A 13,158-nucleotide genomic window follows, 5' to 3' on the forward strand; every position below is an offset into this window, starting at 1 on the left:
TATCTCTTCTCACAGGATTGGAGACGGGTAATTCTGGCAGGTCTCTGGATTTGCATTCTAATCGACATCTTATGCAGAATAAATAAATCGGACTCACTCCAATTTGATAAGAGGAACGATGCAGGATTTTTAGAGAATATGGTACCATCCTCAATGACAAATACACAGTTGATCGAAGAGCAGGGAATCTCGATACTTCTGGGAACATATAACCGCAAATCCTTCCTGGAATCTACCATCCATTCCATCAGAGAAGAGATGGAGCCTGGAAAAATCCCCTATGAGATCATCGTGGTCGATGGCGGGTCGACGGACGGCACCCTCCCCTGGCTAATGAAACAACGCGACATCATCACCATTGTTCAACACAATCACGGCCAGTGGAGAGGTAAAACCATCGAACGACAATCATGGGGATATTTCATGAACCTTGGATTCAAGGCCGCTCTCGGGAAGTATATCTGCATGGTCAGCGACGATTGTCTGATCATACCCGGGGCGATAACCAGGGGATATGCTCAGTTTGAAGAATGTGTCAAACGGGAAGAGAAGGTGGGAGCTCTTGCATTCTTCTGGAGAAACTGGCCGGAAGAGAAGAGGTACTTCGTTCAAAATTTTTTCGGAAAGGTCAACGTGAACCATGGTATGTATCTTCATAAAGCCCTGAAAGAGGTTGGATATGCAGATCAGGATACCTACCGATTTTATGCCGGGGATGTCGATCTGATCTTCAAACTGGACCAGAGAGGGTATATATCAATTGCATCCAGCAACTCATTTATTGAGCATTTCAGCCATGCAAATCCATTTTTACGAACTGTCAATATGAAAACGATGGACGATGACATCAAGAGTTTCATCAATAAATGGAGACAGGTGCTTCCAGAGTATAATTTCACCGAGCAGAATCGATGCCACCTGCTTGAGAGTTCATTCATTGATCCCGACAATACAGTCCAGAAATGGAAGGCACGAATGAATGTAAAGATATACCTGTTAAAAAGAACGGTCAGTGCGCATCTGTTCAATTTAAGATGATTATTGAAGGACAACTGAAGGAAATAGGATTATCATAACATTATTATCTGGAGAACATGAACCATAAAGTCGGCATTTATCCCAATCCATTCTCTGGGGGAGAATGGAATACCTCCTCACATCCTCTCTTCCGAAGAATTTCACGCTCGCTTGAGGATAATAGTTGGAGTGTGGCGGGGATTGAACTCGAAGACCTGTTAAACCCAAAATCTCTCACTGAATCAGAAATTCAAATTCTTCACATGAATTGGACGGAGTCCCTCACGGAATATTTCATCACCAACGGGAAGAAGAACCTGTATTACCGGTTGTTATACTCACAATACTATAGATTCCTGCCAGAGAATCTGATACTCTCCAGAATAAAGCGAAGAATCGATCGGTGGTTCGCACAGTTGTCCAGCGAACAGATCCCGATCATCTTCGAAATCCACGAATTGTATTCCTATGGTTTATCATCTTTCCCAATCCTCTACTCGGTCGACCTCTATCTGAAAGAGCAGATGTATAAGAATGCGAAAGGAATCATTATCCACGAACAGTCATGTCTCCCCTTTATTCTCAAACAGTACTCCCGTGAGAAGCCCTATGTCGTTGCACCTCTGGGAGATTATGCCGAATTTCATGGACCTATCCGCGAAAAAACAGAAGCACGGCAATCACTGGGGTTGAACCAATCTGGAAGGGTTCTGGGATATGTAGGAACAGTCCGCCCCAATCGCAATCCGGCAAACGTTATCCGATCGTTTTTAAAATATGGAAAAGCAAATGACCGGTTGATCATTGCCGGCCAGGGCATGGACATCTATGCCAATCAAAGTAAGGATCCAAGGATCGTCACCTATTCGGGTTTACTCTCCAATGAAAAAATCAGAGACATTATCTGTGCCTCCGACTTCATTGTGAACGATGCACAGAAATATATGACCTCTGCAATTATCCGGACAGCACTGAGTTACCATACCCCGGTGATCGTCAATCCCTATGGTGCTGCAGAGGATATGGCACAGGGGGCCGCAATCTATATTCAAGACGATGATGAGCCGGTAGATGATGCCATCGAACGGGCACTCACGATGAACATAGAAGAGTACACGACCCTTGTCCAGTCGGCGAAGGAGAGGAACGCAGAGAGAACGTGGGATAGAACTGGGAAAAACCTGGTGAATTTTTTTGAAAAGATGTCTTAAAAATCATTGGGATATTAGCGTTCATGTGAGATATCCCTTCATTCGACATTCCGCAGTAAGCATATTTTCGTCAAATTGTTAACCCAATTAGGTGAATAATTTTTCAGTTGGGAGAAAAATAACCCAAAATGATCAACGATTCTCCAAAAATAGCCTTACTGCGGAACGTGGGGTCCATAATATTCACTGATTGTCATGTTAAGGTATCTTCGCGAAAATAGCAGAGATTATACCACCACAATCTGCTCCGGTTGATTGATGAGGGATACATCTTTTTCGACCATTGTGCATGATGAGATGCGAGAAGATATTTTCTGTGTTTGAGTAAGTATTTCATCTGAGTATTTGCACTAATGGCAAATGATCTCATAAAATGTTTAGCAGTGGCTCTCCTGAGAGGGGGGGGCAGATAGTCCTGATAGGTATTGATAATATAACAGATATCTTCGTATTTTTTATCGATCAACTCAACCGTGTTATTCTGACTGTAGGATCCTGATTTAGAATGGATGCGATATGCCAGCAGAGGTTGTTGAACATATCCGATCGGACCCTCCAGGGATATGCGAAGCCACATATCCCAGTCGACGGTGTGCATGACAGAGGGATGAAAGCCACCAATTTTTTCATATATCTCTCTTGGCACGACGACCGATGTCGAATAGATAAAATTCTCCTGCACTAACAAAGGGAGCGCCATATCGATCACACCGTTCGGGAAGTCAGGGATCGCAGGCTTATAGAGAGAGGTCTGCTGATCCCGATCATCAATATGTATTGCCTGGGAAAAGACCAATTTTACCTCTGGATGCTGGTCGATAAATTGCTGGTACACTTTATAAAACCCCGGCAAAACCCTGTCATCGTCATGAAGAATATGCACGTATCTTCCGACTGATCTCCTGATACATGTCGACCAGTTCTCCTGAAAGTCGACCAGATGGGGTTGTCTATAGTATAAAACCCGAGAATCCCCAATTTCTCGGACGAGTTCAGCAACATTCAACTCAGGTGAAGAAAAATTATCGATCACCTCTATCTGCATGCAGTCTTGACCGGGATCCTGGTCAAGAACACTTTTAATCGTTTTCTCCAGATAATTGACGCGATTATGTGTTGGAATCATTACACTCCAGAAAGGCCTACGTACAGTATCGGGGAGTGGATCGATCGTCGGGTAGCGCATTGTATTCAATATATCACCTGGGAGGTTGGTTGTCGACATGACCAGTCTCTCCTTCTGATTAAAAAAAGGAGATCCGGATCTGTTTGACTCTTCAGCAAATATCTCCTCTATCTCGTTTTCATGAACTGTTCTACCACGGTTTCAAGATATGCCAGTTTCTGGCTGTTGATTCCCGGATAAACCCCGATCCAGAACAGATTGTCCATCACCAGATCGGTAGTGGGCAGAGGTCCTGCAGAACGATACTTCATATCTGCATACGCCGGCTGCTTGAGAAGATTCCCCCCAAAGAGCATCCGTGTAGCGATCTTATGATCCTCCAGATACCGTACGATATCATCACGACAGAATGGTGCTTCTTCCCGAACAATAATGGGGAAACCAAACCAGCTTGGATCCGAGTTCGGCGTCGCCTGAGGAAGGATCAGAACGTCCTCGTATTTCTTCAGCACTGCATGGAGCACAGCAAAATTTTCTTTTCGTCTCTCAATAAATCCCGGTAATTTCTTGATCTGCTCGACCCCAATAGCCGCCTGCATATCGGTAACCTTGAGATTGTACCCAATATGAGAGTAGATGTATTTGTGATCATATCCCTGAGGAAGACCTCCCAGCTGCCAGTCAAACCGTCGTCCGCAGGAGTTGTCACAACCTGGATCACACCAGCAGTCCCGCCCCCAGTCGCGGAAAGAGGCTATGATCTTTTTGAGCAGCGGATCGCTGGTGAGGACCGCACCTCCCTCGCCCATTGTGATGTGGTGTGCCGGATAAAAACTGCAGGTAGAAATATGACCAAATGTTCCAGTGAATTCTCCCATGTACCTGGAACCGAGGGCATCACAGTTATCTTCGATGAACCAGAGATCATATTTTTCCACCATCTTCATAATGGTGTCCAGATCTACGGGATTCCCCAGCGTATGCGGAACCATAATTGCCTTAGTCTTGTCAGAGATCGCATCTTCGATCCGATTTGCCTGAATATTATAGGTTCCCAGTTCCACATCCAAAAATACCGGGACCAGATTATTCTGGAGGATCGGGTTGAGTGTCGTGGGAAAACCACAGGCGGTGGTGATGACCTCATCACCGGAATTTAATCTCTTCTCCCCGAGTTTAGGTGAAGTGAGTGCAGAGACAGCGAGAAGATTAGCTGAAGAACCCGAGTTCGTCAGGAGACAGTAGTTCACGCCCAGAAATGCGGCCAGATCATGTTCAAACTGATCTGCATAGCGCCCGGTGGTGAGCCAGAAATCAAGCGATGCGTCAACAAGGCTGACGAGTTCTTTTTCATCATAGACCCGGCCGGCGTAGGGAATGTATGAGGTACCCGGGACGAACACATCCTGTTTCTTCAGATCATATAATTGTTTTACCCGGTCAAAGATTTCAGAGCGGATCTCTTCTTCGGTCATCATAATTTTTCTGGCTCCGGCAGTATTTCAATGAGCATCTTCGATCTCAGTTCCTCTCTTGATAGCAGGGGCTCCTGATCTTCAACAGGCCGATTGACAGCCAGTTTTGGAAGGGCACGGGACCTCTCATCGATACGTACCTCCAGAAAACCGGGGTGCATATCAGATAAGGAATTGCGCAGTGCATGATCAATCTCATCATTGGATGAGATCTGCATCGATGGAATCTTATACGCACGTACCACATCCAAAAAATCAGGGTTGCTATACCCAATACCTGATGATTGGAACTTGCTGTCGAGATATTGTTCCTGGAATTGTTTGATCATCCCGTACCCGTTGTTATTCAACAGAATGATCTTGATGGGAAGGTGGTGATGATAGACGGTCTGGAGCTCCTGAATGTTCAGTTGGAATCCCCCGTCACCAGTGATGACGATGATCTGCCGCTTCGGTCCTGCAAAGGCAGCACCAATCGCCATCGGCAAAGCAGAACCGATCGAGGCCATGCCCCCCTCAGTTAAAAACCGTTGCGCTCCTCTGATCACAAGACTCTGGGCGGCCCACATCTGAATCTGCCCGACATCCACACAGACTATGGCATCGTCCATCAGGTCTTCTGACAGCAGATGCAAGAAATAATTCGGGTCAATCGCAGAGGTTGCGGGTTCTTTGAAATCCGGATAACTCCGCTTATACTGATTGATCTTCTCCAGCCACGGGATATAGGGTGTCGGAATCTTTGAAATATCAGGATGAACGGTGATCAGTTCCAAAAATTGCCTGACATCAGCTTGGACCGAGAAGTGTTCCCTGATCTTGCTATTCAATTCCAACGGGTCGATATCGACATGAACAATTGTTGCCTTCCGTGCAAAGGTTTCCGGCCGGGTTCCGGTCTGGCGAGTATCGAATCTGGTTCCGAGAGCAATGACCAGATCTGCATTTGCAATTGCCAGATTTGCATAACGATTTCCATATGTCCCGATCATCCCGATAAACAGAGAATCCTCATGAGGGAAGGCATCCAGTCCCATAAGAGATGTAACCACTGGAATTCCGGTGACATGGGCAAACCGTATGAGATCCTCAGTTGCATGCGAGGACCGCACACCACCCCCCGCAAGAATGACGGGTCTTGTTGAAGCTTTGATGCTACTGCAGATCTGATCGAGAGTATCCTCTGAGGGGTTCCCTTTCGGAGATCCCCTCGAATACCCCTTGAGAGAAGGTGGATCGATAGCAGCCCGCTGGATATTCAAGGGGATATCCAGAAGGACCGGCCCAGGACGGCCATCTACCATGAGTGAATATAACTCTTCCAGTGTAGAGCGAATACCATCTGCATCCTGCACCAGCACTCCCTTTTTCACAATGGGTTTTACAATGGATACTATGTCGGTCTCCTGAAATCCGATCTGTCGTACCGGTCTGTCAAATTTATATTCATAGGTGTTCACCTGCCCGGTAATATATAGACAGGGAATTGAATCAAAGAAGCAGCTTCCAATGCCGGTGATGAGATTCGTTGCACCGGGACCGCTGGTTGCCATCGCAACCCCGAATTTTCCGCTCACCCGGGCATATCCTTCAGCTGCGATGGCCGCAGCCATCTCATGATGCATGGAGACTGTGGTAATATCCGTTCGCCCATATAATGAATCGAGCAGATGCGCTAACGCTCCCCCACAAACTTCGAAGATATGGGTGATCCCCTGTTCTGCAAGAGAATCTATAACATAATCGGATAATTTCATACAAACTCCTATTCATCAGGTGTACAATTTCATATTCTCTTTAAACCAGTTAATTGTTCTTTCCAGCCCCTGATCCAGCGCAAATTTCGGCCTCCAGTTCAATTCAGATGCCGCGCGCTGGATATCTGCCTGCCAGAAATCAGGTTCGTGCTTCCAAGATTGGGGCAGTCCAGGTGCACAGGTCAGATCTTCTCCGAGGAGACGAAGGATTGCATCCGTCACGGCACCGACGGTGTTCTGCATACCCGAACCAACATTGTAGATCTGTCCATGCGGATGCTTGAGCGTCAGGGCAGACTCATACGCCGCGATCACATCGTCAATAAATATAAAATCCCGGACAAAGTCCCTGGATGCAATATGTGGAGTCTGTTTCTGCAACGCTGCGAGTATTATCGAAGGAACTAGACGCGACTTCTGTTCATAGGGTCCATACGGGGAGAAAAGGCGAAGTGTTACAACCGGAAGATCCTCAGTGAACGCAGTTTTCTGGCAGAACAATGTCGCAGCTGCCTTTGACACTCCATAATCAGTAACCGGCTCGAGGATATCCGATTCCTTCATGGGTATATTCTTTATCCCATATTCAGAAGAGGATCCGGTATTGACAAAGAGATCACAATGGGCAGGGTTGCAGCACCGCAACAGATTGATCGTTCCGGAGATATTCGATTCGATTATCTTTTTCGTATCCTTTTGAGCGGCATTTCCCCCATAAACAGCAGTATGGAAGATGATATTTGGACGAATCTTCTTAAGAGATTCATCCAATTTTCCGTATTCACCGAGATCAGCATGAATCACCGAGACATCGTTGAGAATATCCCAAATTCGCCACGTATCGGAGGTGTTGCGGATATTTATGTAGACATCCGCCCCCTCCTGAAGCGACCGCCGCACCAGATTTGAACCAACAAATCCTGTAGCACCGGTTATGAATATTTTTTCATCACATAATGATCTCATTTTTTCTCCACAGATCAAATTCAAGATTGGAATGAATTAAAAAGGATATCCTACTCCACATTATCTGCGTCGTGCATGTACATTGCAATCTGGTCAAGAGAAAAGTTGTACATCTCTTCAGCCCGAGAGAAATCGGCCATATACCACTCTATAGTTTTATGGATCGCATCGTCTATGGAATAAACAGGCTTCCACCCCAATCTTGTCATCGACTTGGCGATATCCAGTTTGAGGAAACACGCCTCATGCAGATTATTCTGTTGAGGCATATTCTCCCATCTCCCGATACCCCACTCCCGGAAGATCTTTCCAGTGAGCGTCTGGACATCCACGTTGTTGGAATAATATGGACCAAAATTCCATGCACCAGAATATTCCCCAGGATACTCCTTCATTCTCTGCGCAAGGAGGAGATAGCCGAACAGGGGATCCAGCACGAATTGCCAGGGACGTACTGCAGTGGGGTTACGAAGCAGCATCGTCTCCCCGTTCACAAGCGATCGCACACAGTCCGGGACGATCCGATCATCTGCCCAGTCCCCACCACCGATGATATTTCCGGCTCGTGCTGACGAGAGAGCACACAGTGGCTGTGATCCATCCGGTTCGAAGAAACTCTTCCGGTACGAAGCGATTACAATCTCGGCAGCACCTTTGCTCGCGCTGTAGGGGTCATGGCCGCCAATCGGATCGTTCTCCCGGTAGGCGTAATCCCATTCCTTGTTCTCATAACATTTGTCGCTGGTGATACAGACACAGACCGTCGGATGTTGAGAGACACGGATGGATTCAAGAACATTAACCGTCCCCATGACGTTTACATTGAACGTTTCACGTGGACTTTGATAGGATGCACGAACTAGGGGCTGGGCAGCGAGATGGAACACAAAATCCGGGCGGTATTCATTGATTACCCGATCCAGTTTTGTTTGATCCAGGATATCACCTCGAATATCAGTAATACGGCGGGATAATTCTGTCTCTTGAAAAAATGAAGGATCTGTTGGCGGGTCGAGGCTGTATCCGATCACGTGTGCCCCCAGGGATTCAAGCCACAAAGCAAGCCAGCCACCTTTGAATCCGGTATGACCGGTTATGAGAACCGTACGTCCACGGTATGTTTCCGCCAGTTTATCTGAGATGCTCATCAATCCCATACCTTCCACGGTGCTTCACCGGTTGCCCAGGTCTCTTCAAGATATGTCATATCGCGCAGGGTATCCATCGGGTACCAGAAACCGTCATGTCTGAATGCAGAGAGCTGCCCCTCTTTTGCCAGGGTTTCAAGGGGGACCCGCTCCAGGATGGTCGCATCGTTCTCCAGATAATCAAATATCTTCGGCTCGAAGACAAAGAATCCACCATTAATATATCCCCCTTCACCCTGCGGTTTCTCTAAAAAGGATGTCACACGGTTTTTTTCTATCTCAAGGACACCAAACCGCCTCGCCGGCCTGACCGCGGTAAGCGTTCCGATGGTCCCGGCAGTCTCATGATAGTGGATTAACTTCTGGATATCCACGTTGGACACACCATCGCCGTATGTCAACATGAACCGTTCGTTCCCGACATATCGCTGGATCCGTTTCACCCGTCCGCCAGTCATCGAACTGTCGCCAGTATCGATGAGCGATATCTTCCAGGGTTCAGAGGAGTTCTGATGGGTTTCAATCGAATTATTTTTTATATCGATTGTGACATCGGATCGATGAAGACAATAATTGGCAAAATACTCCTTTATCATATAGCCTTTGTATCCCAGGCAGACAATAAACTCGTTAAAACCATAATGAGAATAAATCTTCATGATATGCCATAAAATGGGCATTCCTCCGATCTCTATCATGGGCTTGGGTCTCACATTGGTCTCTTCACTCAACCGCGTGCCCAGTCCCCCGGCAAGGATTACCACTTTCATTTTTGTATCACCGTTATCATGAAGTCATCAGAGATTCATATACTGAATAGAATAAAAACCGATCTTCAGCAGTTAATATATCGACTAGCGATTTTAAAAAATTAAGGTTTTCTTACTCTTTTGTTGGTGTTTATGAGATAATTAATATCCTAGGTCACCTGCTGTATTCATATTTGACGGGGTTTTCATGAGACCTACCCCGGGAGATCGTATTCTACCTAGAATAGGGAGGTCGTGCAACTACCAGTTACGGTCCACAAAAAACAAAATCGGTAGATCTGATTGTTTTACACACTCTCCCCACCTACAGATCTTCGGATCGTCTATGAGATGGTGGTGGAGATCGATGACCCACCATTTTTAAAGGAGGTACTAAATTGTTGTCCATTCATTTGAGTGAATTGGGAAATACTGACCCATATTTATGCCATAAATCCCTAATTTTATCAGTAATCCCCCAGATACTCCTCTCCAGCGGGAGATGAGATATTCATGAAGATTCTCCATACCGTAGAATGGTATTATCCAAGCCTCGGTGGTGCTCAGGAAGTGGTCAGGCAGCTCTCCGAGCGGATGGTGAAACGCGGCCACGACGTGACGGTGGCCACCACAAAGATGGCCGAACGGACGAGCAACACCATCAACGGAGTCCACATCGAGGAGTTCGACATAGCCGGCAATACCGCCAGGGGGATCACAGGGGAGGTGGAACGGTACCAGCAGTTCCTGATCGAGAGCGACTACGACATCATCCTCACCTATGCAGCCCAGCAGTGGACAGCCGATCTCTTCTTCCCGCTCATCCGAGAGAGCAGAGGGAAGAAGGTCTTCGTACCCTGCGGCTTCTCAGGGCTGTTCACCCCAGAGTACGCCGGTTACTTTGAATCGATGAAGACCTGGATCCAAAAGTACGATGCCACGGTCTTCCTCTCGAATGATTACCAGGACATCACCTTCTTCAGAGAGCATGGAGGAGAGAACGCTCTGATCATCCCTAACGGAGCCGACGAGGAGGAGTTCAAAAAACCCTCTTCTGTCGATATCAGGGCGGTGCTCCATATCCCGGCCGATCATCTCCTGGTGCTCCATGTCGGCTCCCATACCGGCCAGAAAGGGCATCGGGAAGCGCTGGAGATCTTCCGGAGAGCGAAGATCAGGAATGCGACCTTCCTGATGGTGGCCAACCCGATCGGTATCGGATGTACACTCAGGTGCCGGGCGACCGGACTCCTCTTCCGGCTGAACCCGCTCGAAAGACTCCGTCACCGGCAGATGATCATAACCCCTCTCCCCCGGGAGATGACCGTCGCTGCATACAAGACAGCAGACCTCTTTCTCTTTCCATCGAACATCGAATGCTCTCCGATCGTCCTCTTCGAATGTATGGCTTCAAAGACCCCGTTCCTGGTGACTGACGTGGGGAACTCGAAGGAGATCATCCAGTGGTCCGGCGGCAGCGGGGTGCTGCTCCCCACCACAAAAGACCAGAACAGATTCAGCACCGCTGACATCCCCGGATCGATGGAGATGCTGGAATCTCTGGCTACAAACCGAGAAGAGAGGGCGCGGATGCAGGATGCCGGCTACCAGGCATGGTCGGAACGGTTCACCTGGGAGAAAATCACCGACGCATATGAAAAACTCTACTCCTCATTATTGGATTGATATAAAAACCACCAGATAGATACTTTACAGATGATTATTGTCAGGCTGAAAGGGGGACTCGGAAATCAACTTTCTCAATACGCCCTCGGAAGGAAAATCGCCCACCTGCACAATACCGAATTGAAACTGGATACAACCTGGTTCACAACCATATCTTCTGATACACCGAGAACCTATCGTCTCAATAATTACAATATCATAGGAACCATTGCGTCAGCAAAAGAGATTCAGCTGATCGAACGGGGGCGTGCACAAGGAAGGGGATACCTACTGTCGAAGATCTCAGATTTGCTGACCCCTATGTATCGACGAACATATGTCCGGGAACGAATGCACACCTTTGATAAAGCAATTCTGACAGTGCCGGACAATGTCTATCTAGACGGATACTGGCAGACTGAGAAATATTTCAAGGATATCGAGGAGATCCTCCGCAGGGAGGTCACACTCAAAGATGAACCGGATAGCATCAACCTGGAGATGGCAGAGCGGATCCAGGCCTGTCACTCGGTCTCTCTCCACGTGAGACGGGGAGATTACGTCTCAAATCCCACAACCCAGCAGTTCCACGGCTGTTGCTCCATCGATTACTATAACAGGGCGATCTCCCTCATTGAAGAGAAGGTCGACGATCCCTCCTTCTTCATCTTCTCCGATGATCTCCCATGGGCTAAAGAGAATCTGGATATCCCCGGAGAGAAGACATTCGTCGCACACAATGGTCCTGAAAAGGAGTACTGCGATCTCTGGCTGATGAGCCTCTGCCAGCACCATATCATCGCCAACAGCAGTTTCAGCTGGTGGGGGGCCTGGTTAGGCCAGGATGCAGAGAAGATGGTGATAGCTCCCAGGCGATGGGCACTGTCAGAGAGTTTCGATACCAGTGATATCATTCCGGACTCATGGATAACAATATGAGGAGTCCGGGGATCAGGAACACCAGAGGAGACAGTCATATCCATGGAAATAATGCCCAAGATCAGCGTGGTAATGCCGGTATTCAGAGGGGAACAATACCTCAACGAGGCACTGGAGAGTATACTCCTCCAGTCCTTCACCGACTTTGAGTGTATCATCGTATGCGATGAGCCGACCCCTTCAACCAGGCAACTGCTGTCACGGTGCCAGAGCGAGGATACCCGGGTGAATGTGATCTATCACGATGAGAGGATCGGGCTGATCGCATCGCTGAACCTCGGGTGTCGGAAGAGCAGAGGGGAGTACATCGCCCGGATGGATGCAGATGATATCGCTGAACCGGAACGGTTTGCCAGACAGGTCCAGTACCTTGACCAGCACCCCAAGGTCGGCGTCGTGGGTAACCAGGCCCTGTTGATCGATGAAGAAGGGACGGTCATCAGAAGCGTCACCCTGCCCACCGAACCGGTGGTGATACGCTGGCATATGCTCTTTGAGAACTGCCTGTATCATCCCTCGGTGATGATCAGAAAAGAGGTGCTCGACGAGGCCGGCTCGTATAATGAAGAGGCAACCGCCATCGAGGACTTTGATCTCTGGTCCAGGATCCAGAGGATCGCAGACCTTGCCAACCTTTCAGAACCGTTACTGCGGTACAGAGTCAATCCCGGTAGCATCACCTTCAACAATCTCCAAACCCAGAAGACGACTACAGCAGAGATCCAGTTCGCTGAGATCGAACGGTATCTCCAGAGAGACCTGACCGAACAGGAGAGAACGCTGCTCCTTGACCTCATACTGATCAGGCCTCTGGAGTCCAACAAAGATCTGGATGAACTCATCACCCTGCTGGACCGTATTCAGCACAGTTTCCTGGAGAAAGAGAGACCCTCAAAGGATGAGAGGCGTGCGATCCAGAGGGATCTCAGCCAGCAGATGCTGATCATCACCTATCTTGCAAAAGGGGCCTCACCATTGAAAAGGGTGAGAACAGTCCTGAAATGCTGGTACCTGAACCCCTGGTTGCCGGCGACGCTCGTTCATCTCGTCAAACGATACCTGGTGAAGGATCGTGTGGTGAAGAGCGCGACTGCATGATCTCACC

The 13,158-nt window shown here is 48.0% G+C and carries 11 protein-coding genes; 5 read left to right on the top strand and 6 right to left on the bottom strand.

Translation table 11 applies throughout. The features are described 5' to 3' along the window. The first annotated feature begins 153 nt into the window (after positions 1-153). Both MPAL_RS10920 and MPAL_RS10925 read left to right on the top strand, forming a co-directional pair. On the top strand, positions 154-1,038 hold the full coding sequence (locus MPAL_RS10920) for a glycosyltransferase family 2 protein (protein ID WP_236610479.1): 885 nt from the start codon (positions 154-156) through the stop codon (positions 1,036-1,038). A 56-nt stretch (positions 1,039-1,094) separates the two neighbouring features. After that, positions 1,095-2,228 (top strand): glycosyltransferase family protein, encoded by a 1,134-nt coding sequence (locus MPAL_RS10925; RefSeq protein ID WP_012618801.1) that lies wholly within the window; start codon positions 1,095-1,097, stop codon positions 2,226-2,228. Positions 2,229-2,421: 193 nt separating this feature from the next. Here the strand turns inward: MPAL_RS10925 and MPAL_RS10930 are convergent, their stop codons facing one another. The 6 genes from MPAL_RS10930 to rfbF form a co-directional block, all read right to left on the bottom strand. Next, a complete protein-coding gene (locus MPAL_RS10930) occupies positions 2,422-3,453 on the bottom strand; it encodes a glycosyltransferase (RefSeq protein WP_012618802.1) in 1,032 nt (343 codons plus the stop codon). Between the two features lie 68 nt (positions 3,454-3,521). Continuing rightward, positions 3,522-4,832, bottom strand: coding sequence for a lipopolysaccharide biosynthesis protein RfbH (gene rfbH, locus MPAL_RS10935; protein ID WP_012618803.1), 1,311 nt, complete (start codon positions 4,830-4,832; stop codon positions 3,522-3,524). Beyond that, positions 4,829-6,586, bottom strand: a complete 1,758-nt coding sequence (locus MPAL_RS10940) for a thiamine pyrophosphate-binding protein (RefSeq protein ID WP_012618804.1) — start codon at positions 6,584-6,586, stop codon at positions 4,829-4,831. Before MPAL_RS10940 ends, rfbH begins: the two co-directional genes overlap by 4 nt. A 15-nt stretch (positions 6,587-6,601) precedes the next feature. Further along, positions 6,602-7,552 carry an NAD-dependent epimerase/dehydratase family protein gene (locus MPAL_RS10945; RefSeq protein ID WP_012618805.1) on the bottom strand — a complete coding sequence of 317 codons (951 nt, stop codon included), beginning with the start codon at positions 7,550-7,552 and terminating at the stop codon, positions 6,602-6,604. 50 nt (positions 7,553-7,602) lie between these two features. Further along, a complete protein-coding gene (gene rfbG, locus MPAL_RS10950; RefSeq protein WP_330217430.1) occupies positions 7,603-8,709 on the bottom strand; it encodes a CDP-glucose 4,6-dehydratase in 1,107 nt (368 codons plus the stop codon). After that, positions 8,700-9,470, bottom strand: a complete 771-nt coding sequence (gene rfbF / locus MPAL_RS10955; RefSeq protein ID WP_012618807.1) for a glucose-1-phosphate cytidylyltransferase — start codon at positions 9,468-9,470, stop codon at positions 8,700-8,702. The genes rfbG and rfbF overlap by 10 nt, the downstream gene beginning before the upstream one ends. Before the next feature lie 492 nt (positions 9,471-9,962). Between rfbF and MPAL_RS10960 the strand changes: the two genes are divergently transcribed. The 3 genes from MPAL_RS10960 to MPAL_RS14700 all read left to right on the top strand — a co-directional run bounded on the left by MPAL_RS10960 (position 9,963) and on the right by MPAL_RS14700 (position 13,151). Next, a complete protein-coding gene (locus MPAL_RS10960; protein ID WP_012618808.1) occupies positions 9,963-11,135 on the top strand; it encodes a glycosyltransferase family 4 protein in 1,173 nt (390 codons plus the stop codon). 300 nt (positions 11,136-11,435) lie between these two features. After that, positions 11,436-12,053, top strand: a complete 618-nt coding sequence (locus MPAL_RS10965) for an alpha-1,2-fucosyltransferase (RefSeq protein WP_158303673.1) — start codon at positions 11,436-11,438, stop codon at positions 12,051-12,053. A 42-nt stretch (positions 12,054-12,095) separates the two neighbouring features. After that, a complete protein-coding gene (locus MPAL_RS14700) occupies positions 12,096-13,151 on the top strand; it encodes a glycosyltransferase family 2 protein (RefSeq protein ID WP_012618810.1) in 1,056 nt (351 codons plus the stop codon). Positions 13,152-13,158: the final 7 nt, after the last annotated feature.

Origin of the sequence: Methanosphaerula palustris E1-9c, assembly GCF_000021965.1 — an archaeon.
Lineage (GTDB): Archaea > Halobacteriota > Methanomicrobia > Methanomicrobiales > Methanospirillaceae > Methanosphaerula > Methanosphaerula palustris.